Consider the following 23,838-nt stretch of genomic DNA (forward strand, 5'->3'; position numbering starts at 1 on the left):
AGTGAAAACGGGTTTAAACGGGGGTATCCAGTCTTCTCGTATGATACTCAGTGGGTCTGCCTCCCAGTCGTTGGCGGCCACACTCGCCGACGAAATGGACGAGTCACTCGCGTCCGTGGAGTATCGGTCGTTTCCGGACGACGAACTGCTCGCAAGTGCGCCCGGATTCGAGGATACCCGTGCCATTATCGTCGCTTCGACGGTTTCTAGCGACGCTCACCTCGAACTGCTGCAACTACAGGACGCCGTCCGCGAATGGGGCGCCGAGGAAGTCGTCACCGTTCTGCCCTACATGGGCTACGCTCGACAGGACAAGACCTTCGAACGCGGCCAGCCGATTTCGTCCCGCGCAGTCGCCCGCGCCATCAGCACCGGAACCGATCGCGTACTCACCGTCAATCCCCACGAAACCGCGGTCTGTAATTTCTTCGACGTTCCTGCGGAACCGGTGGACGCTGCAGGCCGACTCGCCGACCCACTCCCCGACGACCTGACGGAACCGGTTTTCCTCTCGCCCGACGAAGGTGCGCTCGACATCGCCGACACCGTACAAACGACGTATGGCCGCGGTGTTACGGACTACTTCGAGAAGAAACGACTCTCCGGAACGGAGATCGAAATGACGCCGAGCGACACTGACGTAACCGGGCGGGACGTGGTCATCACCGACGACATCATCGCCACCGGTTCGACCATGAGCGAAGCGGTTTCCCTGCTCCAGCAACGCGATGTCGGTCGCGTGTTCGTCACGTGTGTTCACCCGATGTTGGCACAGAACGCCCGGACGAAACTCGCAAAAGCAGGCGTCGAGGCAGTGTACGGTACGGACACTATCGAGCGAGCAGTGAGTCAGGTGTCGGTTGCGCCCGCTATCGCCGACGCGCTGTAACCACCTTCCCGCGCTCTGTCGCTATCGCTTCCTCACTGGTACCATCTGATCCAAAAGCCATCGCCACCTTCTCCGGGAGCACTCACTCCATTCGTGCCCCATCGAACGTTTTCGGCCCGCTCACTTCGTTCGCGGTGGATACACTACACTTCCGCTTCTGTCAACGGAACAATCGCAATCGTCATCGTGACGCCTTCGACATCCCACTCTTTCCGGTGGCCATCTTCGACCGCACCAACGCTTTCGGCGCGAACCTCGTCTGTCACGAGTTCCATGTGGTCTTCGACGAAATCAGCCACTCGGTCGTCGTGAACGTCGAGTTCGAGGCGGATTTCCTCCTCGATGTCGAGATTCATTTCCTTTCGCATCTCCTGCACACGGCGGATGACTTCGCGGGCGTAGCCCTCGCTTTCGATGTCCTCCGTGAGCGTCGTATCGACGTAGACGACGCCGAGTTGGTCGCCGTTCACGTCGAAGGACGTGCCGCTCACGTCGTCGGGCGTCTGGGTGACGAACTCGACCATCTCGTCGTCCAGTTCGATTTCCTCGCCGAGTGCATCCGCGACGGCATCTTCGAGTTCCGAGAGGTTCGCGTCGGAGACGCGGGCCTCGTTGAGCGCGTTCATCACTCTGCCTGCATCGCCACCGAAGGCCGGGCCGAGCACGCTCATGTCCGCCTCGGCACTGTAGGCGAGTTCGCCCCAGCCTTCATCGGGCGAGACGAGTTCGACTTCGCGGGCGTTCAGGCGGTCTGCCAGCAAGTCGCCGTGGTTCTCGACCGCGCGGACGACTGAGTCGTCTCGCGCGTCCACGATGATTCGTGAGACGGGCCAGCGGAGTTTTCGCTCGGCCTGCTGGCGGGCGTTCGCACCCGCTTCCTCGACAGCGCGAAGCACTGCCACGTCAGCCTCCATCTCTTCGTCGTGCCAGAACTCATCGACTTCGGGCCAGTCGAGCATGTGGACGCTGTCTTCGCCCTCGTCGCCCGTGAGGTTCTGGTAGATTTTCTCGCTGACGAAGGGAGCGAACGGCGAGAGCAGGGCGACCACCGACTTCAGGACGTGATGGAACGTCGCGTAGGCAGCTTGCTTACTCGCGCTGTCCTCTTCTTCCCACATTCGCTCGCGGACGACCTGAATGTAGAACCGCGAGACGTCCTCCACGACGAAGTCGAGCAGTGCGCGAAGCGCGCGGTCTTGGCGGTACTCGTCCCACTGCTCGGTCATCTCCGCCGTCACGCTCTGAAGCCGTGACAGAATCCACTCGTCCACGAGTTCCGTTTCGGCGTCTGTGACATCAACTGCGTCCGGGTCGAAGTCGTCCAACCGCATGTACGGCAGTGGGAACCGGAACACGTTCCAGAGGATGTTGAGGCTCCGCTGCATGTTCTGCATCTCGTCCCACGAAAAGCGCATGTCCTCGCCCTGTGGGTTCTGCGAGAGCAAAAACAGACGCATCGGGTCAGCGCCATGGCGTTCGATTGCTTCCTCTGGGGCGACGATGTTCCCGATGGATTTCGACATCTTGCGCCCGTCTTCCGCGAGCGCCCATCCGTGCATCAGCACGTCGTCGTATGGCACGTCGCCGAGCGCTGCGGTTCCCATGCCGAGTTGCGACCAGAACCAACCGCGAGTCTGGTCGTGAGCTTCCATGATGAGGTCGGCGGGCCATAGTTCCTCGAAGTCATCCTCGTTGCCGGGGTAATCGAGCGTACCCCACGACGCAACCGAAGAGTCGAGCCACACGTCGAACACGTCCGGAACGCGGGTGTAGGTCGTGCCGTCTTTGGTGATGGTCAAGTCGTCAACCGTCGGTCGGTGAAGGTCAACTTCGTCGGGTGAAACGTCTTGGTCAACCGCTTCCGCCAACTCTTCACGAGTGCCAACGACAACAACATCGCCCATGTCGCCATCCCAGTTTTCCGGCGTCCAAATCGGGATTGGCACGCCCCAGTATCGCTGGCGCGAAACGTTCCAGTCGGGCGAGTTCTTCACGAAGTTGTAGAATCGCTCGTCGCGGGCCTCCTGTGGGTGCCACTCGCTGTCCTCGATGTTGTCGAGGAGTTCCTCTTTGATGTCGCTGACCGTGATGAACCACTGGTCGGTGACGATTTGGAGGATACCCGTGTCACACCGCCAACAGTGGCCGTAACTGTGGTGGACGGTGCCGGAGGCGAGCAGGTAGCCCTCCGATTCGAGGTTAGCCATGATGTCCTCGTCGGCGTCCTTGACGAACTGTCCCTCGTACTTGCCGCCCGCTTCTCGATACACGCCGTCGCCGCCGACGGGACAGAATACGTCCAGACCGAGTTCTGTCCCGCGGTTGAAGTCCTCCTCACCATGGCCGGGTGCGGAGTGAACGAGTCCGGTACCGTCGCCACCGATTTCGACGTAGTCGGCTTCGTACACTTGGAGCGTGCCCTCGCCGCTTGGATGCTCAGGAACTTCGTCGTCCAGTGGGTGGTCGTACTCCCAGCCGAGCAGTTCCTCGCCGATGAGTTCGGAAACGACTTCGTAGTCGTCGTAGCGGCCTTCTTTGAGGACTTCCTCGACCTTTGGTTCGCCGACGTAGAGCGTTTCCGTCTCGCCATCTTTCGTTGCCTCAACTTTCGCGTAGGTGCCGTCCGCATCCACGGCGACGAAGGTGTTCGCCGGAACCGTCCACGGTGTCGTCGTCCAGATGACGAGGCTTCCCTCCTTGTCCTTCAGCGGGAACTTCACGTAGATGGACGGGTCGTCCACGTCCTCGTACTCGACCTCGTTGTTGGCGATTGCGGTCTCACAGCGCGGACACTGGCTGATGGAGCGTTTTCCCTGTTCCACCAAGCCGCGTTCGTGCGCCTGTTGGAAGCCCCACCACGCGGCTTCCATGTACTCGGGACTGACCGTTTTGTACGGGTTGTCCCAGTCCATCCAGACGCCGAAGGATTTGAAGTCGTTCTGGAGGCCGTCGAGTTGGTCGTCGGCGAACTCCTTGCACTCCTCGATGAAGTTCTCCATCCCGAACTCCTCGATGTCCTTCTTGTTCTCGAAGCCCATCTTCTCCTCGACTTTCGTCTCGATGGGAAGGCCGTGCATGTCGTAGCCCGGACGGTCGGTCACGTCGTAGCCCGACATCCGCAGGTACCGGATGTAAGCGTCCTTCAGCGACTTGTTCCACGTCGTTCCCATGTGCGCCGCCCCGGAGGTGTACGGCGGGCCGTCAACGAAGAAAAACCGCTCCGCGCCCTCCCGGTTCGCCTTCGTTTTCTCGTAGGCGTTCACCTCGTCCCAGTAGTCGAACACCCGGTCTTCGACCGAGTCCGGTTCGTACTGGTCGTTTACTTCCGCGAATCTACTCATGTGCGATGTGAGTGCCCCCGACAATAAAGTGGGTTCGGTTATGCAGTTGACCTGTAGGACGGGATTTGGTCGCCTTTTGAAGCGAAAATGACGGCTATCATCCGATTTCAGTCCCGTCATTGAATTGCATTACCGGACTGGCTACCAATCAAAATAATTCCGACCTTCGTTTGAGTCGGGTCTATCCCGACTCAGACCGTTCTCTGAGTTGCTCTTGCAGGTCGGTCGCAAGCGACTGTAGTTCCTCGTCGGACATCTCTTCGAGGGACGGGCCTTCCTCTGTCTCCTCTTCTTCAGCCTCTTCACCTTCTTCCTCGGTTTTGTCTTCTTCAGCTTCCTGCTCGCTCTCCTCCGATTCTTCTTCCCCATCTTCGTTCTCGCCCTCCGACTTCGATTCCGACAGCAAATTCCCGACTTTGATTCCGATTCGTCGCCCGAGGATGGCGCCGAGACGACGACCCAGTTTTTCGCCGACCGAACCCAGTTTGTCCGTTCCGGGCGTCGGCGTCGGAACGGAGTCGAGCAGTTCGGAATCGTCGTCATCGCTGCTGCCGCCGACTCCCAGCTGGTCGGTCAGTTGGGAGAGCTTTTCTTGCGTTTTTTCCTTTTCGCTCATGAGTTGCTCGCCTCCTCGTCCGCGGATTCGTCCTCTCCAAGCGCCTCAAGAAGCATATCCAGCAGTTCGTTTATCATCCCGTAGATCACGTTGGATAGCCCACCGTTCTCCCCATTACCGGGTAGAACGTCTGATACCGACGGAAGTTCGAACTCGGGCATCGACGGAAGTTCGAAACCGGATACCGCATCGCTAAGGCGACTCAACGGCCCCTTATCCAGCAGTCCGGCAACTCCCGAAAGGAGATTGCCAAGCAGTCCGCCGGGCCGCGACATGGCGGAGATGTCCAGTTCGACCTCGTTTAGGTCGATTTCGAGTCCCAAGAGGTTGAGAAACAGCCCCTCCAGATCGAGATAGAGAACGGTCGTTCGCTCCTCTTCGTCTTCTGCTTCTTCCTCACCTGTCGCTTCCGCTTCGGATTCTTCTGCTTGCTCGCTTTCGGCTTCTTCTTCGGCCGACTCCTCTCCTTCAGTTTCACCCCCGTCTGTTACCAGTCGATGATTTTCCCCAACCGATAGCTCTGCCGCCGCTCCGTTCCGTCGTACATCCCCCCTCATCTGTGTACACCCTGTCAACCTTCTCTTGTATATAACTAGTCGGGAGCTCAGGGAAGATGGGTTGTCCTACGCTTCGGAATCGACACCCAACTCGTCGGCGACGTTTTCGACCATTTCCTCTCGTTTCGTGTTCGCTTTGACGCCAACCTCCTTTGCGACTTGTTGGAGTTCCCTGTACGACAACTCCTCTAATTCTTCCCGACTGCTCGGCATTTCGGATGCGGTTTCGGTCTCCGCCTCGTCGGAAGCGACGCCACTATCTTGTTTGGAACCCTCTTTTCCTTCCTGCCTTTCGCGGTTGAACTGTTGTCCTATCCACTCACCGAGCGCACGACCGACTTTGCTGCCGAGTTCCCGACCGATTCGCTCGCCCGTCGATTCCCACCCACTCATTTTCTGGAATAACGGCGTCGTCACTCATTAACAGCAACTATCGTTGAACTCCCGCGTGGCTCTGATATTACGACTGATTCAAAGGAATCTCGAACGAAACCGTTGAAAACCGAGGAAAGTACGGTTTTCGTGAATCCGATACAAACAGGCCGAGATTCAAAGCCAGCAATCAATTTATATTCATTCATCTCGTCCCTCCGTAGACGGACGCAGGTGGGGGGCAGAAATATCCACGTGACATCCCAGCGACGCTAACAGCCCGGAACCTGCGTCGAGGTTCCCTGAAAGCCCGTGATTACGATGTCAAACGAACAACTCACCGAAACCGCCGACGAGTTAGAACAATCACTGACGGAGTTCGAGAGCAAACGAGCAGTCGCGGACGAAACCGACGACGACTCGCTCACGGAGTTCGCGGAACGAGTCCGAACTGCTGTCGAACATCTCGAAACGGCCTTCGAGTCCGCCGAGTCGTTCGATGAGGTGACGGCCGCGGCGGACAACCTCTGGTTGGTTCTCGACGATGGACAGGACGTACTCGACTCGTTCGATTCCGAAGCGTTTCTCGAAACGGTGGACGTTTCTGAACTCCCGGACGTGATAGAACTCTCCGACGTACCGGAGGCGATTGAGAGCGGAAATCTACGAAAAGCAATCGACTACAAGGCGCTGATGAAAGCCATCGACTTCCGTGAGTTCTGGAGTTCCGAAGAGATGCAGAACTTGTGGGAGGAGGGAAAGGAGCTATCGGACGCTTTCGGTGGTGACGACTCCGACGATGAGAAATTGGATTCAGACCGTGTCGAATCGACCAAGGAAAAGACCGAAATGGCGTCCGAGGCCACCGAAGGAAAACTCCAGTCCGAACTGGCAGAGAACGCAGAAGAGTTCCGCGAAAAAATCGAGATAGCTCGTGACCGACTGCAAGAACAAATCGAACAGAGCGAGTTAGGTTCCGGTGGCGAAGGCGAATCCGCCATAGAAAACCTCACCGCCAAACCGACCATGCCGGAAACCCGTCCAGATATGGATGTCAGTACCGCGTTCTCCACGATGCAGAGCGATAGACCGGACAGCAACGTGACGATGAACTACTCTACGATGCCGAAGGGTCGGAACAAGCGGTCGAACGACGAGTGGGATGAGTAGCCGAAGCAGAAACCGCATGCAGAAATGGAAGGACGTCCCGGCTTACACGCCGGTCGAGTAACGGAGGATGCCAGCAACGCCGCCAAAGGCGTTCAGCAGTTGCTCGCCTTTCTCAAAGTCCGTGCTGATGAACTTCGTCTCGGTGCCTCGCTGTTCGGCGAGGGTCATCAGATACTCGATGGCGTCTTCGCGTTCCACCAGTTCGGCTTCCGACCCATCCTCGCAGGTGTGTTCCGGCGTGTTTTTGCGACGGTCGATAAACTCGTACTCTTCCTTGTCGCCGCAGTCGAAGGCAACCACGTCTTTGCGGAGGTCTTCGGAGAGGAGCAGGCGGTCTACCGACCCCATCATGAGATTTTTCCGCGTCGGTTCGAACCCGTAGGTTGCGAGGTCGCCCTCGTGGAGTTCCTTGAAGAATGTCTCCATCTCCTGTTTGTCCTTCATGACCTCGGCGTCGGCAAGCGTCTCCGACGCGGCGTCTACGATGTCGTAGAGCCCGGATTCGTCGGTATAGGAGACGTCGAACTTCCCGAGAACCATTTCCCCGAGTTCGTGGTGGAGGTAATCTCCGTCCAAGAACTCGTCTTTCGTCGGCGATGGGCCGCCAACGAGGACGCCGTCCATCTCGTGTCGTTTCGGAACGAACAGGTCGTTCGCCATTCCCGCGACCTCCTGATAGAAGTTGTCGATGGCTTCCAGTCGAAGGCGGGCGAAACGCTGGGCGGACTGACCACCTTTTCGCTGTTTGCCCGGCACGAGCGACGAAGCGGATTTGACTGGTTCGACTCGCTTGCCTTTCAGCCATCCGACGTTGGCCTCACGTCGGTCAAGGACGACGAGCCCGTACAGGCCTTTGTCACCGAGCATCTCCTCAAGCGGTTCCGTGAGGAACTCGGAGTCACAGTGGTACCGGAACGATTGTACCGGTTCCGGTGGGTCTTCCAACGCTTTGGTGACCATGGTGGTTTGGCCGCCGCCGGAGTTGATTGCGCCGCTGAAGATGACGATACCATTGTCTGGTGGGAACGTATCGTAGTAGCGCAGACGGTCTTTGATGGACGTGAGTGCGTCCTGCACGTTGGTTCGCGTCTGTTTCGACTTGATGTTGCTCGCTTCGCTGTGCTCCTGCGTGACGTGCGCGACTACGTCACTGATTTGCTTGTCCGATGGGATGTAGATGGTAACGAGTTGCGTCCCAGAGCCTTCATACTGTTTTAGGTCTTCGATGACCTTCTGGAACTCGTATCGTTTCCTGTCGGACTGTCCTTCCTCCTGCTGGCTCATTACTCCCTTCTAGCCGCTCCAACTGGTAAGTAACCTTTGACCTTGCGTGCGAGTCGCTACCGATGTTTTTGCCGATTCGAACGGTTTAGTGTATCACTTGCAGTATCTCGTCTGCGTCGGCAATCGCAGCGAACTCACCACGAAGATGTGCGAGTGCGACCTGATGATTCGTTTCGGCGTCGATTTCGGTTCCGTCCGGCGAAACACGGTCGAAGGTCGCGGTTGCATCGGACACGACGATTGGCCGAAAGCCGAGATTTTCGGCCATTCTGGTACTTGTGGAAACGCAGTGGTCGGTGGTCACCCCGACTACGACGAGGGTTTCGTACCCGCCCTCGCGGAGCCACGATTCGAGGTCGGTGCCGATGAATGCGCTGTTGACTTCCTTTTCGAACGTTGGTTCATCGCCTTCCGGTTCCATTTCCGGCAGAAATGCGAATCCCTCGCTGTCGCTTCGGAGTGGCGAACCCTCTTTTTGCGAGTCGTGTCGGACGTGAACGACGGGACGGCCAGCATCTCGCCACGCGACGAGCAGTCCGTTCGCACGCTCTTCTGCATCGGGATTGTTTCGCGCTCCCCACGAAGCATCTCGAAACCCTTGTTGGAAGTCGATGGCGAGCAAGACGGCGTCGGAGAAGTCGATGTTGGCTGGTAATTCGCGGCTCATGCGTCGATAAGGAAGGTACTTTTCGGATGTTCACGAGTGATCCGAATCGGACATTCGTCCGGCGCTTTTTGTTCGTCTTCCGAGAACAGATACTGCGCCCATTCGCGGTCGCCCTCGACGCCCCAGTCGCCGAGGTCTGCGTGCGGACAGACGCCGTCGCAGTCCTCCATTCGCTCCTGAATGACTTTTCTTGCGGTCTGTCCGGCTTGCGTATCCGCGCTCACACCCTTGAACAGAGCGTGCGGTTGGAACGTGATTTCCAGTCCGACCGGGCAGTACCGGTTTTTTCTGCCCTCGTAAAACGGTGCCCGACAGGTCAGGAACATCGATTCGCCGCCGAAGCAGAACTCCCACCGTTCGCTGTCGGGGTCGGTCGGAATCCTCTCCGGCCACGGTTCCAGGTCGTGAACGTGCAGAAATTGGAGAATATGCCACAGCGCTTCGTGATAGCCGGACTCGTCTAGCGACTCCTCCGGCGGTTCGAAAAACACCGTCAGCGGCGCGCGTTCAGCGTGGTTTTCGTACACGTCGAGATATTCGATGATGGTGTCCCCGAGCGCGAGAAGCGCGTCCTTGTCGGCCATCGAGGAACAAAAAGAGTACAAGCCATCACCCTCGCGTTCGGTTTCGATGCCGAAGTAGCACGGAAACGGCGCGTCGTTTCGCTCGCCGAGCAGGCCGTCTCGAAAACTCTCGTAATGTTCGACGCCCCAGTCGGGAACTCTCCCCGAGTCGATACGACGCTGCACCGTCGCCTGATTCATCAGCACGTCGATACCCGGTTCGTTCATACGTCGCCCTACGACCGAATCCTCCTATTACTGTCGCAACGACCACTCCCTCCGCCCGCCAACGGACTAGGTTTATATACGTGCTGTTGTTCGGTTTGACGTAACGACCATGACCGGGACAGTATACGCGGTTGCAAGCGGGAAGGGAGGTGTGGGGAAGACGACGACCGCAATCAACCTCGGCGCGATGCTCGCGTCGGCGGAACACGAGGTAATCGTCGTGGACACCGACCTCGGAATGGCGAACGTCGAGGGCTACCTCGATTTCGAGCCGACGAATTCGACGCTCCACGAGGTGCTCGCGGGCGAAGCGACCGTCGAAGATTCGATTTACGAAGCGCCGGGAGACATCCACGTCCTTCCGAGTAGTACGGATATTCACGCTTTCGCTCAATCACAAACGGCGAAGTTACAGCAGGTCGTCGCTCAACTGCGCGAGGAGTACGAGTACGTTCTGCTCGACACCGGCGCAGGAATCAGCTACGACACGATTCTTCCCCTCTCACTCTCTGACGGCGTCCTCCTCGTCACTACGCCGGACGTTGCCGCGGTGCGCGACACCGCCAAAACCGCGGAACTCACGGTTCGCGTCGAAGGAACCGTTCGCGGTGCGGTTCTCACCCACCGAAGTAACGACATCCTGAACGCGGACGACGTGGAAGGAACCCTCGACACGGACGTTCTCACCGTAGTTCCCGACGACGAGACGGTTCCCATGGGAATCGACGCGGGCCGACCGCTGGCCATGTTCGCACCAACCTCGCCCGCCGCGACTGCGTACCGCGAACTCGCCGACATTCTCACTGGTGAGACGGACACCCCGGAACTCTCCGGGGAACCGAACTCGGCGAAATCCTCCGAATCGATGTTCGAAGACGAGGATTCGGCACAGTCTGACGGACGTGCCGAACGAAAAGACACTGACCCCGTGGAGTCCGAGCGCCCGGACTCGCCATCGACTGGGCCGGATTCGTCACCGACTGCCGAACAGGGTGACCCAGGCCCCAACTCCGATTCTGCGCCCGGTACCGACCCGGTTCACGACCTCATCGATAGGCGCGTCATCAAAACCGGCGACCAGACCGAAGACGGCGAACCGACTGTCGAAGCAGTGCCCGACGACGGTTCGGCGACCGCCGAACTATCGTCCGAATCCGATGACGAACCGGCGTTTGAGAAAAGTTTTGACGAACTGGATGAAGCCCCGGACGACGAACTTCAGGCACCAGTCACCGAAGATACAGACGGTGAAGACGACGTTGCTAACGGAAATCAGGGAAACGACTTCAACACCGTTCTCGCCGACTCCACAGAAGATCCCGAAAAGGCGAGTCAGCAATCGGCTGACGAGAGTAATCCGACGGTGACTGGCCCCGATTCGACTGTAAACGACTCCGAACCGATTGCGACCGAATCCGAACCGACTCCGGACGAGTCCAAATCGACTCCGGACGAATCCATTCCAACTGCAGGAAACGCCGACTCGAACGCCGATATTTCGGACGAAGCTCCGGAAGACTCCTCCAACTTGCCAGACGAAATCGTCGAAGCGGAACCCGAAAACGAGGAAGACATCGACGCGGTTCCGTTTCAGGACGAACCGGTTCGTCCGCATCTGAACGACGAGGACGAAGCGGATTCCGAGGAAGAAGACGAGGAGAAAAACGGCCTATTCGGTCGTATCGGTTCTCTGTTCCGGTAGCGCGACAACAACCAAGTGTCCTGCCGTGGTCTACGGAGACGGAATGGCGGAAGAGGGTTCGGTTCCGTTCTGGTGGATAGTGCTGTTCGTATTGCTGGCACTCGGTTTTGGAGCGGGTGCAATACTGTTCGTGGGCGGTGATTTGTTCGCTGGCCTCCGGTTTCTCTACATCGACTCCGGCGCTTCGATGCCGATGACGTTCAGCGCGTTTGCGATGGTGTGTTTCGACGCCGCCACGAGCGCGAGACGGGCATCGCGTAGATTGTCGTCATCCGCCGTAAGCACGGGGCACTCGCGGTAGAACGTGTTGAACGTCTCCGCAAACTGGCGGGTGTAGGTCGCAACGGCGTGCGGTTCGAGGTCGTCCGCGGCCTCCTCGATAACGTGCGGGAAGCGCGCGATGACCTCAATGAGTTCCTGCTCCGCGTCGCTATCGAGGAGCGACGGGTCAATTTCGCTTGGCACGTCCCCACCTGCTCGCGGTTCATCACCGCTCGCTGTATTCGAGGTGTCAAGCACCTCGTCTGCCTCCTCGATGATTCCGCAGGTTCGTGCGTGGACGTACTGGACGTATGGCGCACTTTGGGCTTCGAAATCCAGTGCGCGCTCCCATTCGAACGTAATGGTTTTCGTGGGCTGTTTCGAGATGATGTCGTAGCGGACTGCGCCGATGCCGACCTGTCTTGCGATGCGGTCTACGTCCGCTTCCGTGAGGTCGTCGTCTCGGATGCGGGTGTCCATGCGCTTTTCGACCTCCTCGCGGGCACGCTTTTCTGCCTCGTCAAGCAGGTCGTCCATGTCGATGCCGGTTCCCTCGCGGGTGCTCATCCCACCTTCGGGAAGGTTGACCCACGAGTAGTGGAACGCGGTCAGGTTCTCGGTGTCGTTGCCGAGGATTTCGAGTGCCTGCGAGAGTTGCTCGGCCTGTAATTTGTGGTCTTCGCCGATGACTGTCACGGCGCGGTCGTAGTTGTCCAGTTTCCACTCGTGATGGGCCAAGTCGCGGGTCGTGTACAGACTCGTGTCGTCGGAACGCAGGAAAACGAGGTTTTTCTCGAAGCCGAACTCCGAGAGGTCCAGTTGCCATGCGTCCTCCTCGTACACCGAATACTGGCTCTCTTTGAGGCGGGAAACCACGTCGTCGGTGCTCCCGTCGAACATGAACCGGGTTTCCTTGACGAACTCGTCGAATTCGGCGGGAAGGCGGTCGAGTGTCACTCGCATGCCTGAAAGGACGGTATCGACGACTTCGCTGACGCGCTCGTAGGTTGCCTCGTCGCCTTCTTCGAGTCCTTGCAGGATGGACTGAATCTCGGTTTCAGCCTCGTCTACGTCCTCCGGGTCTGCCTTTTCGAGGTACGAATTTCCTTTGCGGTAGTAGCGCACGAGGTCGTAGTCCGCGCGTTCGCGTTCTGGGTTTGGCAATTCGTCCTCGTCGAAGGTTTCGTAGGCCCACGTAAACACGGCAATCTGTCGGCCAGCGTCGTTGACGTAGTAGTGGCGGTCAACGTCGTTGCCCGCGAAATCCAAAATTCGCGCGACTGCGTCCCCTGTAATCGGGTTTCGGGCGCGTCCGACGTGAACCGGGCCGGTCGGATTCGCGCTGGTGTGTTCGACCACGACGCTTTCGCCAGTCGATTCGAGGCGACCGTATTCCTCTTGCTGTCCCGCGGTGACCGTTTCGTCGTAGTACGCACCGCTCGGCAGGAAGTTGACGTAGGGGCCTTGTGGCGTTGCGTCGGCGATGTAGTCGAAGTCGCTTGCGTCGATTTCCTCCGCGATGTCGGCCGCGACTTTCGGTGGCGGTGCGCCGACTTCCCCGGCGAGTCGGAACGCCGCGCTGGAGGCGAGGACGGCGTCTACACCCTCCGGAGGTGTTTCGATTCCGAGGTCGTCAGTCGGGAGCGAAAGGGACGAGAGCGCCCCGTGAAGGGCATCTTCGACTTCCTCCCTGAACGTCAGGAACATACCCACTGGTTTCTGGTGCGCCAGTAAATGGGTTTCTGAATATGGCGACGCTCGGATGACGCTCAGGTTGTCGTGCGAACCAATCGCTCGCCGAGCGAATCGACCCAGAGAACCACGAGTCCGACCCAGTACGCCAGCATGACCGCAAATCCGACGCTGACCATCAACAGCACGCCACCCGGCAAGAGCGAGGATGCCACCAGCACGCCGACGACGACCTGCCGCCAGTAGGTTCGCATGGTTCGATAGCGGACGACGCCGGAATGATGGAACAACAGCATTGTGACCGGAATTTCAATCCAGAGGCCGACGCCGACTGTCGTGGCGAAGACGAGCCAGAAGAACGCGGCGGTTCGGTACGCGATTATCATGTTCGCGCCCAGCGCGTCGGCGACGAGGTAGGACATCACGCTCGGCGCGACGAACCGATAGCCGACGAAACTCCCGCCAAGGAGTCCGAGTGCGAGGACGCCCGCCCAGACGAAAAACACGTTCCGATTGGTGCGAGCGAGTTCCCGCGTTTCGATGGCTGGCCACGCGTAGTACAGCACGAGCGGAAGTACTGCGACGACGCCGACGAGCAGGCTCACTTTCATCTCGAACGCGAGTGCTTCGACGGGATGCAGGAGAACGATGTTCACCTCGCTCGTCGGTGTTCCCGCTGGTAGGTGAATCAGGAAATCGCGCTTGATTTCGCCGATACCACCTTGGTAGAGGTAGGTGAACACCAGCGCGACCACGGCCATAAAAACCCCAATAATACGGAAGGATTTGCTCCGCAGGCTTCCGACGATGAACCGCAAGTCGTAGTAGTAGCCGCCGATGTCGTCCTCGGTGGTTTCCTCCTCGGCGAACGCCGCGGCCATTCTGCTCGCGGTTCGTTCGACCGTTCCAGAGACGTTTGGATTCTCGTTTGCTTCTTCTTTCTCGCCGTTCTGTTCCTCGTTCGCGGCGAGTCCGCCGGACTCGTCGCGTTCATCAAACCGGTCGAGAATCGCCTGCGCTTTTTCGGAATCTCCCTCATTGAGCGCGTCGTCCGCGAGTTCCAGCGCCTCGTGTTCCGTGAGGTTGGCGAAGGCTTCCGGCGGTGCGGCGCGAATCCCCTTCGCGTCGAGGTCGGAAAGATTGATTTCGGTAGAGATGGCGCTCTCAGAGCGCCGTCCCGGGGAATCTCGATTGCCGCTGGCTCGTCTGACGACTCTCGCCGTACCCAGTCCGACGAAGTACAAGGCCGTCATCGGAATCGCCACGAGTGACATCGAAAACGGGTCTGGCGACCCGTTTACCATCGAACTGATGACGACGATAGCGAAGACGGCGTGTCGCCAGTAGTCCCGAAACAGGTCGGGGGAAACGATGTCGGCGTACACCAATCCGCCCATAATCAGCGGAAGTTCTGCGGTTAAACCGAGAACGAGAACCAACAAAAAGACGAACTGCGTCCAGTCCACGATGGAGTAGGTCGGTTGAAATCCCGCCATAATCGCGTTGCTAATCAGAAATCCGAACAGCAGCGGAAGGAAGACGAAGTAGGCGTAGACGACGCCGCCAGCGAACAACGCGATGGCCAGTATTCCGACGAGAAAATGCGTCTTTCGTCGTCCCGGAAGCGACACTCCGCGTACTTTGAACCCCTCCCGAGAACGATACAGAATCCAGCTTCCGGCGAACAGCAAACCGGCAAAGAGGCCGATTTTCGCCTGCAACAGCACCACGTCGAAGGGTGTGACCGCGACGACTATCGCCTTCGTTCCGAGCAGTTGTCCCTCCAGTTCGGGCCAGATGAACAGTCGGAGGGCGTAAAACATCAGCAGAAAACCGACGACGCCGACGACGAACGCGATTCGTAGTTCAGACCGTACGCTCCTGAGCGCAGTACCCAGCACTCCCTCTAATCGAAATCTCTCTTCCCCCATTGGAACCCCCGCGTAATCGCACTACGTAGTATCGCTTCGCACAATCATCAACTTTCCTCGTGGATGCTCTCGATTACTCTCCCCGAAAAATCCACCTCGGACAGTTCGTCTTCTTCGAGTTCCCGAAACCACTCCGCTTTCGCTCGCCAGGTACCTACCCGCTCTCCGTCGAGGTCGGTGACTTCCCCGCGAACGTCTCTCCGCTTTTCGACTAAGTCACGAACCACGTTGATGACGCGGCCGACTTCTTGATGAGGGATCACGCTCGTGTTTCCCGCTTTAATCGACTCGTACTCGATTTCGATTCGCTCTTCGTCTGCATTGAGCGATGTGACGTAGACGCCGTGGCTCATCAGTCGCGCTTCGAGTTGGTCGGGGTCAAAAGTCATGACGGAGAGCGCGTCGTCTATGGGTAAAGGGATTGCGTGAGCGATACGCATCGAAGTCGCATCACTCACGAAACTCGTTCCGATTTCTCTGTTTTTTTCGCCCCGTTCGATTTATTTGCGCACCACTGATATTGTTGGAGAAATAAGAGTTCGATATGCGCCCTCGCCCTCCTCGACTACAGGCATTCAGCATCGCTCTCGGTGTTGTTACCGGGATCGCCGTCTTCTTTTCGCTTTTGTGGTTGTCTTCCATCCCCCTACGCTACGTCTTCGGAATCGGCTTGCTCGTCGCAGTTTTCGGCTGGATAGTCGTCGAACAGATACCTGACCAACTCGATTGGGCAGTCGTTTCTCGCCTTCACTGGTTGCTCACGCTCGCTGGCGCTCTCCCGTTCGTCGGCATTTTCGGAGCAATGGCTCTCGCCGAGTACACCCCGTCGAATGAACTCGTTCTGTACTCGTCCGTCTTCGCGCTCGTCGCCATCGTCGGAACTGCATGTGGTACCCGGCGGAACGCAAAAATTCAGCACCGAACGCAGGCGATTCACGCCGCAGTCAGTGGCACCAAGTTACGCCGGTATTACTTCCCGCTCACGCTCGTTTCTAGCATCATCGGGGTTGGTTTGGTTCACCTCGCAGTCGGACGGAGCCTTTCCGTCGGAACGTTCGTCGGCCAAATCATCGGTATATTCATCGGAGTGATAATTGGGAACTCGATGGTCGATGACAGAACGGTCACACTCACTGCACTCGACGATTGTCTCCTCGTCGGCACGGACGGAACAGTCGCTGAAACTGCCGTTCCATGGCGACGAGTCCGCCGCGTTAGTATCGACGGCGACACCCTGCGAATCGTACGTCGCCTCCCGTGGCCGATGGTCTACGAGGTTGACCTCTCACAGGTTTCGAACCGTGATACCGTTCTCGAAGCATTCCGTCCTCGACTCCGGTGACGGTTCACTCCCATACCCCTACATCTTTTGATGCCACGATGCTTATGCCGCCTCAATGAGCGAGTCAGACACCGTCGAGGAACCCTCGACGAGCAATCAGAACTCGAAGGGTTCTGATGACGGGCCGAAACAGGTAGACAACCCGGACTACCACAACGAAAACCACACCGCAACGCAGACCTGCGGGTGGACGGCCAACGCCCTCCGTGGTGAGGGAAAATGTTATAAAAATATCTGGTACGGCATCGAGTCCCACCGCTGTATTCAGATGACGCCAGTGGTGAAATGCAACGAACGCTGTGTTTTCTGCTGGCGCGACCACCGTGGTCATTCCTACGAACTCGGTGACGTGGAGTGGGACGACCCCGAAGCAGTCGTTGACGCGAGTATTCGCCTTCAGCGGAAGCTCCTGTCGGGATTCGGCGGCAACGACGAAGTCCCCCGAGAAATCTTCGAGGAATCGATGGAACCGCGCCACGTCGCAATCAGCCTCGACGGTGAACCGACGCTGTATCCCTATCTGCCGGAACTCATCGAGGCGTTCCACGACCGGGACATCACCACGTTCCTCGTGAGCAACGGAACGAACCCCGAGATGTTGGCGGAGTGCGACCCGACACAACTCTACGTTAGCGTGGACGCGCCAGACCGGGCCACCTTCGACCGCGTGGTTCGTGCGGTGGACGACGACGCGTGGAAGAACCTCATCGACACGATGGACGTGCTCGCCAAAAAGGACGACACGAGAACTGTTCTTCGAACCACGCTCGTCGGCGGCGAGAACGTCGAAAACCCGGACTGGTACGCTGGCTTCTACGAGCGCGCCGACCCGGATTTCGTCGAACTCAAGGCCTACATGCACGTCGGGCACTCTCGCGGCCGACTCGACCGGGATGCGATGTTAGACCACGAGGAGGTCGTAGAATTTTCCGAGCGAGTGCAAGAACACATGCCGGAACACGACGTGCTAAAAGAGGTTCCTGCTTCTCGGGTCGCACTACTGTCGAAAACCAAGGATACGTGGGTTCCGAAACTGAAAAAGGATAGCGAGTTTTGGGCGCGTGATTCGGTGACTGGCGAGTGGAAAAAGACCAACTGACTCGGATTCTCTGCTTTTTTGTTCTCTCTCAGTACGGCGCGTAGAACACCCACCCCTCCGCCGGAACCGTAATATCGACCCACCCATTTCCGTCGGTCGTGATGTCGCCGCCCGTTCCGCTGTAATCTTTGAGCGTCGTGTTCGTCCACGAGGTGTACACCGACTGGGTGCGGGAACCGCCACCGTTGTTGATGCCGACGAGGAGGTTGTTGTATCGCTCGTAGACGCCGAGGTCGCCGTCTGCGTGTCGCCAGTACGTTTCGCCACCTGTGAGGGTCTTTTTCACCCAAACCATGTTGTTGACCTCGCTGTCGTCCAGAATGGCGTTCGGGTAGAGGTTGTAAATCATCGGGACGCCCTCGCTGGTGAGGACGAAGGCGTGAGCGAGGTGGTATTGCGATGGGGCACCCTCGTCGTGATTTTGGACGAACGGACGGGCGTGCCACGGGTCTTGGGCCACTACGCCTGCACCTTGGAGTCGGCTCACGTCGCCCCCGGAGAACACGTCCTTCAGGATGTAGTACAGCGGATAGTCGAAGGCATCCATTCCGGTGTCGATGTAGCCTTGAACGTAATCGACGCTTCCGTCGAACACCTCTCCGATGCGTTTCATGCCCAATTCGTCGGCCTTCGGGTTCGCGTAGTCGCTCCAATACTTCTCCTCGACGTGCTTGACCGCGTCGTAGCGGTAGCCGTCCGCACCGAAGGAGGCGATTTTCTCCATGTAGTTCATCAACTCGCCGCGGACATAGTCGGAGGAGTACGACCCGTACTGCGCGAGGTCGGGGAGTCCGAGGAGTTCGCCGTGTTCGACCTGATGGTCGTCGTTCCAGTCGTCGATAGAACCGACGTCGTGGTGGAAATCGTCGTAGGAGAAGCGGGGGAAATCGTAGTCGTACCCGACCGCCATGTGGTTCATGACACAATCGACGTACACTTCCAGCCCTTGGTTGTGTGCCTCGTTGATGAGCGTCTGTAGTTCGGCTTCCGTCCCGAACTCGCTGTCGAACGTCGTGAAATCCACCGGTTGGTAGCCGAGTGGCGGGTCGTTCCGCCCGTTCTGGTCTGCCCACGTCAAGCCACTCTTCTGCGGTGCCTGTATCCAAACCGCGTCGTAGCCGCGGTTTGCAACCTTCGAGAGATTGTTCGTAATCGTCGGCCACGTCTCATGGAAGTACTGGAAATGAACTGGTTCGCCAGCAGCTTCCGCCGTCCCCGAAAATCCGGATACGCCAGCACCGAGTCCGACGACGGAGAGTCCGCCGACGAATGCCCGGCGCGTCAGAGTCGAATGTCGAGAGCCATACGTGTCGTGTAGATCGGATTTTTCAGCACTCTCAGTGCCTTTCGTCCGCTGTTTTCGACCGTCGTCGCCACGCTGTGTGTCATCCTCTGTTGACATGCATTTATGATGTACTATCACTACACACATTAATCTAGTTCTCAAAATATTAAATTTCAAAATTATTTGTAAGAATATTGTGGGACGGAATCGTGGGAGATTCACTCCCCCCTGAAACCAGCAAATTTAGATGTAGTGAGGGACAAGATACTACTCCAACTACGGAATCGCGTCGTTCCCCGTCCCATTTTTGATACGCATTCCATTTTCGGTATGCTTAAACGACCGAAGCTCTCACTATCGTGTATGCCAGCGACATCGCTCGTGGTCGGGTACGACGAACTCGCCGCGCTGAAACTGCTCGCCCTCGACGGGGCGCTCGAAAGCGAGGTCAAAGTGTCGTGTGCCGACCTCGCAGACCGCCTCGATGCCTCCAATCAGACGGCATCACGTCGCCTCCAACGACTTGACGATGCGGGCCTCATTACCCGCGAAATCGTCAGCAACGGTCAGTGGATTGCCATCACCGACGACGGCGCATGGGAACTGAAACGCGAATACGAGGATTATCGACGTATCTTCGAAAATCTCTCCGGGGTTGACCTCTCGGGTACCGTTACCGGTGGAATGGGTGAAGGTCGCCACTACATCTCGCTGTCGGGCTATATGGCGCAGTTTACGGAACGCTTGGGCTACGAACCGTTCCCCGGCACGTTGAACATCGAACTAACCACCGAAAGCGTCCGCGCTCGCTCGGCGATGGAAGCACTCGACCCGGTTCCAATCGACGGCTGGGAAGACGGCGACCGAACGTACGGCCCTGCAGTTTGCTACCCTGCCACCGTGGAAACAGCAGATGGCGACTCCTACGAGCAGGCTCACGTCATCGCGCCCGAGCGAACCCACCACGACGAAGACCAAGTCGAACTTATCGCTCCCGCAAAACTCCGCGAGGAACTCGGACTGGACGACGACGACCACGTCACGGTTCACGTCGAGGAGGCACCATGAGCCAAACGACTTCCGCGACAGTCGAGCAGGCAATCGAGGCGTTTCAAGCCGGGTCGCCCCTCCTCGTCCACGACGCCGAAGACCGCGAGGGCGAAACTGACCTCATTTATCCGGCGGAAGCAGTTACCTCGGAAGCAGTCTCCCGGCTTCGCAACGACGCAGGCGGCCTGATTTGCGTCGCATTCTCCCACGACGTTGCGGACGCGTTCGACCTCGCGTACATGGACGAAATAATCGACCATCCGGCGAGCGAAGGCCACGACCTCGGCTACGACTCCCGCTCTTCGTTCACCCTGACGGTGAACCACCGCGATACGTACACCGGAATCACCGACGACGACCGCGCACTGACGATTACCGAACTGGCGCACGCGGCGGGTACGGCTGACGAACTCGACTTCGCCGACGAGTTCCGCGCGCCGGGCCACGTCCACCTTCTGCGGGCCGCACCCGGATTGCTCGACGAACGACAGGGTCACACCGAACTCGGTGTCGCGCTGGCGAACGCCGCGGAACTGTCCCCTGCCGTCGTCGTTTGCGAGATGCTGGACGACCAAACTGGCGGCGCGCTTTCTCCGGACGATGCGCGGGCATACGCGGAACGCCACGGATTCCCGTATCTCGAAGGCGCACAGATTATCGAAACGCTGGCGTAAGTCGTCTTATTTCGTTTTAGCAAGAGGGCAATTCGATTCACCGGTAACGAAATTTATCGGGCTCGATTGCGATAACGACCGAATACGTATCGTAATTATGAAAAATACTCATCTTACTACAAATCCATAATACATGTGTGGACTTCAAACTCAGAGCAGTCGTATACGGAATCGTCGCAACCATCATCGTCGGCCTGTTCAGCGGGGCTGCCGTCCCGTTCACCGACATGACGCTCCCCATCGTGGGTGCGGGACTAACCGGCATTATCGGCGGTATCGTGGCTGGATACGTCGCTGGAAGCAGACTCGGTGACGGCGCGCTCAACGGCGGCGTGGCGACTGCTGCAGGGGCTATCGTGGCGCTCGTCCTGTTGACCTTCGCAGGGCTGATGGCCGGGCCAGTTCCGGCCATTGGACTGTTCGGCTTCGGCGTGCTGTTCGTCGTCGTCGCCGCAATTCCCGGTATCATCGGCGGTGCGGTGGGTTCGTGGCTGAAAGGACGTTCGACTCGCCGCGCTACTGGACGGCCCGCGGGTCGCTGAATCGAATCACCTTTTTCGAGCGAAAAATCGTATTCCTGACTTTCCCGAGAAGTTGTCGGCAGACGCAATTTCATGGTTACAGCTACGGGGATAACACGTTCTTGACTGTGTCATGTTGAAATGTTCTCGATAGTGTATTTTATTGTCCGCTCGTGTTTCACTCTCTGTTGTGAAAGAATACCTATATCTCGCTGTGGCAATCACAGCCGAAATCGGTGGAACGACCGCATTGAAACTCACGGATGGCTTTACGAACGTAATTCCGAGTACCATCGTCGTTGTTGGGTATATCGGCTCGTTTTATTTTTTGAGTCTCACGCTCGAAGAACTCCCAATCGGATTGGTGTACGCAACGTGGTCGGGTGTCGGTATCATCGGTGCGGCGGGCATCGGTATCGTGATGTTCGAAGAAACGATAGACCTCATGGCAATCGTCGGAATATCTCTCATTATTCTCGGTGTGGTCATCCTCAATGCGTTCTCGCAGGCGTACACACCGTCATAGTAACGCCGCCGTAGCAATCACTGTTTATTCTCGCCCGAATAATCCCGACCAATCGTTCGGGGACAATCGCCAAAACTGATTACCTTGGCCTTCATTGAGGAGAGCGTATGAGCTTTGACGAGATGGATGTGGATACGATATGGATGAACGGCGAGTTCGTCGATTGGGACGACGCGAAAGTCCACGTCCTCACGCACGGACTACACTACGGAACCGGCGTTTTCGAAGGTGTGCGGTGCTACGATACGGAAAACGGTCCTGCAATCTTCCGCTGGGAAGAACACCTTCAGCGCCTCTACGATTCCTGCAAGCCGTACGACATGGAAATCGAGTACGAACCGGAGGAACTCACGGAGGCAACCCTCGAACTCATCGACCGCCAAGACCTCCACTCCTGTTACATTCGGCCAATCGCGTACTACGGCTACGACAGCCTCGGTGTCAGCCCCGGCGACTGTCCAACCGACGTGACCATCGCGGCATGGCCGTGGGGCGCGTACCTCGGTGACGAAGCCCTCGAAAACGGCGTCAAGGTGATGGTTTCCTCGTGGCGCAAACACTCTTCCAGCCAGATTCCGACGAACGCCAAGACGACCGGCCTGTACGTCAACAGCCTCCTCGCTGGCGAGGAAGCCCGACGCAACGGTTTCGTCGAGGCAATCGTGCTGAACAAGGAAGGTAACGTCGCGGAAGGCCCCGGCGAGAACATCTTCCTCGTGCGCGACGGCGAGATTTACACGCCCGGCCTCTCCCAGAGTATCTTAGACGGCATCACCCGCGACAGCGTCATCGAAGTTGCGCGCGAGATGGGCTACACGGTCAATGACGACGCGACCATCAGCAGGGGCGAACTCCACACCGCCGACGAACTGTTCTTCACCGGCAGCGCGGCGGAGGTCACCCCAATCCGGCAGGTGGACAACGTTGAAATCGGTAATGGAAGCCGTGGCCCCGTGACCGAGGAAATCCAGTCGAAGTTCTTCGATCTCGTCAACCGGCGCACTGACGACCACGAAGAGTGGTTCACGTACATCTAACCACCTTTTTTCTTCGTCGGGTATCGCGAGAGCCGATGGCTCTTGCGTACCACTCCTCGAAAAAATCTGAACCAAAAAAACACGCGGACGAGCGGAAAGCGCGGCGCGCTTTCTGCTCGCCGCATCTTCGATTTGCTTGGGTATTTGCCGAACTCAGGGAATCACCGAAAGCCAGATAACATCCACAGTGAAGTCTCCAAACGAAAGTGCGAGAACCACTGTTCCGAGTAATCATGTCTCTTTGCAAAACTCACAGTTGTAGCTACTACTGACCAGTTCAGAGAAAAACGAAAAGAAAATCCGCAGAGATTAGCTCGTAACGACGACTTCGCTCTCGGCAGGCTCCGGCTCGCTGGCCTCTTTTTCGGCCTTCTCTTCTTCTTCCTTCTTGGCCTTGATTTTCTTCATCCGGAAGATTTCCTCACGTTCCTGCTCTTCGAGTTTCTGCTCGATGTAGTCCTGCGCTTCGTGCAGTTCGGGGAGCAGTTTGAACTCAAGCGCGTTGACACGGCGCTTGGTCGTCTCGATTTCGGTGAGCATCTTTTTCATCGCCGTTTCGACTTCGGCGGCGAGGATGATGCTTTCGATCAGTTCCTCGTAGGCGTCCGCCGTTTCGTCGATTCGAGCGCTCGTACCGAGGACACCGTAGCCCCGCTCGTCGAGCGATTTCTTGACCTTCGTGGATTCGATTTGCGGGACGACGACGCCCATGATGTTTTTCGATTCGGTCGTAATTTCGGGGTGTTCTTGCAGTGCGGCGGCGGCCCCACGAACCGCAACGTCGCCTTCCATCGCGCGAGCCATGTTGATGGTCTGCTGTGCGCGCTGATAATCCTCGTCCAGACCGGAGCGCACGTCCTGCGCTTGGTCGAGGATGTCCATGAACTCCATAATGAGGCCGTCACGCTTCTTTTCGAGCGTGTCGTGGCCCCGCTCGGAGAGGTCGATGCGGTCCTCAATCGCCATGAGGTTCTTCCGAGTGGGTTTAACGTCCTTAGCCATCTTGGTTGACCATAAAAACTGGAAGGGGA

22 protein-coding genes are annotated in these 23,838 nt (G+C 58.0%); 10 read left to right on the forward strand and 12 right to left on the reverse strand.

Going from position 1 to position 23,838, the window contains the following annotated elements:
* The first annotated feature begins 40 nt into the window (after positions 1-40).
* Complete coding sequence (locus HL45_RS00895; protein ID WP_049969236.1) at positions 41-889, forward strand: ribose-phosphate diphosphokinase; 849 nt, start codon at positions 41-43, stop codon at positions 887-889.
* A 143-nt stretch (positions 890-1,032) separates the two neighbouring features.
* On the opposite strand, the gene ileS is transcribed toward HL45_RS00895, so the two are convergent.
* The 4 genes from ileS to HL45_RS00915 form a co-directional block, all read right to left on the reverse strand.
* A complete protein-coding gene (gene ileS / locus HL45_RS00900; RefSeq protein WP_049969237.1) occupies positions 1,033-4,230 on the reverse strand; it encodes an isoleucine--tRNA ligase in 3,198 nt (1,065 codons plus the stop codon).
* A 181-nt stretch (positions 4,231-4,411) separates the two neighbouring features.
* On the reverse strand, positions 4,412-4,846 hold the full coding sequence (locus tag HL45_RS00905) for a hypothetical protein (protein ID WP_049969238.1): 435 nt from the start codon (positions 4,844-4,846) through the stop codon (positions 4,412-4,414).
* Positions 4,843-5,403, reverse strand: coding sequence for a hypothetical protein (locus tag HL45_RS21360; protein WP_049969239.1), 561 nt, complete (start codon positions 5,401-5,403; stop codon positions 4,843-4,845). Before HL45_RS21360 ends, HL45_RS00905 begins: the two co-directional genes overlap by 4 nt.
* A 66-nt stretch (positions 5,404-5,469) precedes the next feature.
* On the reverse strand, positions 5,470-5,796 hold the full coding sequence (locus HL45_RS00915; RefSeq protein ID WP_049969240.1) for a hypothetical protein: 327 nt from the start codon (positions 5,794-5,796) through the stop codon (positions 5,470-5,472).
* Between the two features lie 300 nt (positions 5,797-6,096).
* Here HL45_RS00915 and HL45_RS00920 point away from each other — a divergent pair, with 300 nt between their 5' ends.
* Positions 6,097-6,945 carry a hypothetical protein gene (locus tag HL45_RS00920; protein WP_049969241.1) on the forward strand — a complete coding sequence of 283 codons (849 nt, stop codon included), beginning with the start codon at positions 6,097-6,099 and terminating at the stop codon, positions 6,943-6,945.
* 42 nt (positions 6,946-6,987) lie between these two features.
* On the opposite strand, the gene prf1 is transcribed toward HL45_RS00920, so the two are convergent.
* The 3 genes from prf1 to HL45_RS00935 form a co-directional block, all read right to left on the reverse strand.
* Positions 6,988-8,229, reverse strand: a complete 1,242-nt coding sequence (gene prf1 / locus HL45_RS00925) for a peptide chain release factor aRF-1 (RefSeq protein ID WP_049969242.1) — start codon at positions 8,227-8,229, stop codon at positions 6,988-6,990.
* Positions 8,230-8,314: 85 nt separating this feature from the next.
* Positions 8,315-8,896 carry a cysteine hydrolase family protein gene (locus HL45_RS00930; RefSeq protein ID WP_049969243.1) on the reverse strand — a complete coding sequence of 194 codons (582 nt, stop codon included), beginning with the start codon at positions 8,894-8,896 and terminating at the stop codon, positions 8,315-8,317.
* Positions 8,893-9,687: a YqcI/YcgG family protein gene (locus tag HL45_RS00935; protein ID WP_049969244.1), complete on the reverse strand. Its 795-nt coding sequence runs from the start codon at positions 9,685-9,687 to the stop codon at positions 8,893-8,895. Before HL45_RS00935 ends, HL45_RS00930 begins: the two co-directional genes overlap by 4 nt.
* A gap of 109 nt (positions 9,688-9,796) precedes the next feature.
* On the opposite strand from HL45_RS00935, the gene minD reads away from it, so the two are divergent.
* Positions 9,797-11,389 (forward strand): cell division ATPase MinD, encoded by a 1,593-nt coding sequence (gene minD, locus HL45_RS00940; RefSeq protein ID WP_049969245.1) that lies wholly within the window; start codon positions 9,797-9,799, stop codon positions 11,387-11,389.
* A 165-nt stretch (positions 11,390-11,554) separates the two neighbouring features.
* Here the strand turns inward: minD and argS are convergent, their stop codons facing one another.
* From argS to HL45_RS00955, 3 genes are all read right to left on the reverse strand, one after another.
* Entirely contained in the window at positions 11,555-13,357 is a 1,803-nt protein-coding gene (gene argS / locus HL45_RS00945; protein ID WP_049969246.1) for an arginine--tRNA ligase, read from the reverse strand.
* A gap of 62 nt (positions 13,358-13,419) precedes the next feature.
* On the reverse strand, positions 13,420-15,273 hold the full coding sequence (locus HL45_RS00950) for a twin-arginine translocase subunit TatC (RefSeq protein ID WP_233274652.1): 1,854 nt from the start codon (positions 15,271-15,273) through the stop codon (positions 13,420-13,422).
* A gap of 47 nt (positions 15,274-15,320) precedes the next feature.
* Positions 15,321-15,662, reverse strand: a complete 342-nt coding sequence (locus tag HL45_RS00955) for a hypothetical protein (RefSeq protein WP_049969247.1) — start codon at positions 15,660-15,662, stop codon at positions 15,321-15,323.
* Positions 15,663-15,817: 155 nt separating this feature from the next.
* On the opposite strand from HL45_RS00955, the gene HL45_RS00960 reads away from it, so the two are divergent.
* Both HL45_RS00960 and twy1 read left to right on the forward strand, forming a co-directional pair.
* Positions 15,818-16,615: a hypothetical protein gene (locus HL45_RS00960; protein WP_049969248.1), complete on the forward strand. Its 798-nt coding sequence runs from the start codon at positions 15,818-15,820 to the stop codon at positions 16,613-16,615.
* Positions 16,616-16,670: 55 nt separating this feature from the next.
* A complete protein-coding gene (gene twy1 / locus HL45_RS00965; protein ID WP_049969249.1) occupies positions 16,671-17,714 on the forward strand; it encodes a 4-demethylwyosine synthase TYW1 in 1,044 nt (347 codons plus the stop codon).
* 28 nt (positions 17,715-17,742) lie between these two features.
* Here twy1 and HL45_RS00970 read toward each other — a convergent pair whose 3' ends face one another.
* Positions 17,743-19,116 (reverse strand): alpha-amylase domain-containing protein, encoded by a 1,374-nt coding sequence (locus HL45_RS00970; protein ID WP_084156766.1) that lies wholly within the window; start codon positions 19,114-19,116, stop codon positions 17,743-17,745.
* Positions 19,117-19,362: 246 nt separating this feature from the next.
* Between HL45_RS00970 and HL45_RS00975 the strand changes: the two genes are divergently transcribed.
* From HL45_RS00975 to HL45_RS00995, 5 genes are all read left to right on the forward strand, one after another.
* Positions 19,363-20,067: a DUF120 domain-containing protein gene (locus tag HL45_RS00975; protein ID WP_049969250.1), complete on the forward strand. Its 705-nt coding sequence runs from the start codon at positions 19,363-19,365 to the stop codon at positions 20,065-20,067.
* A complete protein-coding gene (gene ribB / locus HL45_RS00980; RefSeq protein WP_049969251.1) occupies positions 20,064-20,723 on the forward strand; it encodes a 3,4-dihydroxy-2-butanone-4-phosphate synthase in 660 nt (219 codons plus the stop codon). Before HL45_RS00975 ends, ribB begins: the two co-directional genes overlap by 4 nt.
* 137 nt (positions 20,724-20,860) lie before the next feature.
* Positions 20,861-21,265: a DUF5518 domain-containing protein gene (locus tag HL45_RS00985; protein WP_049969252.1), complete on the forward strand. Its 405-nt coding sequence runs from the start codon at positions 20,861-20,863 to the stop codon at positions 21,263-21,265.
* A 169-nt stretch (positions 21,266-21,434) separates the two neighbouring features.
* Complete coding sequence (locus HL45_RS00990; protein ID WP_049969253.1) at positions 21,435-21,770, forward strand: DMT family transporter; 336 nt, start codon at positions 21,435-21,437, stop codon at positions 21,768-21,770.
* A gap of 107 nt (positions 21,771-21,877) precedes the next feature.
* On the forward strand, positions 21,878-22,807 hold the full coding sequence (locus HL45_RS00995) for a branched-chain amino acid transaminase (RefSeq protein WP_049969254.1): 930 nt from the start codon (positions 21,878-21,880) through the stop codon (positions 22,805-22,807).
* A 309-nt stretch (positions 22,808-23,116) separates the two neighbouring features.
* Here HL45_RS00995 and HL45_RS01000 read toward each other — a convergent pair whose 3' ends face one another.
* The gene (locus HL45_RS01000) at positions 23,117-23,809 is read right to left on the reverse strand and encodes a V-type ATP synthase subunit D (protein WP_049969255.1); all 693 of its coding nucleotides are present in this window, start codon (positions 23,807-23,809) and stop codon (positions 23,117-23,119) included.
* Positions 23,810-23,838: the final 29 nt, after the last annotated feature.

The organism is Haladaptatus cibarius D43 (assembly GCF_000710615.1).
Lineage (GTDB): Archaea > Halobacteriota > Halobacteria > Halobacteriales > Haladaptataceae > Haladaptatus > Haladaptatus cibarius.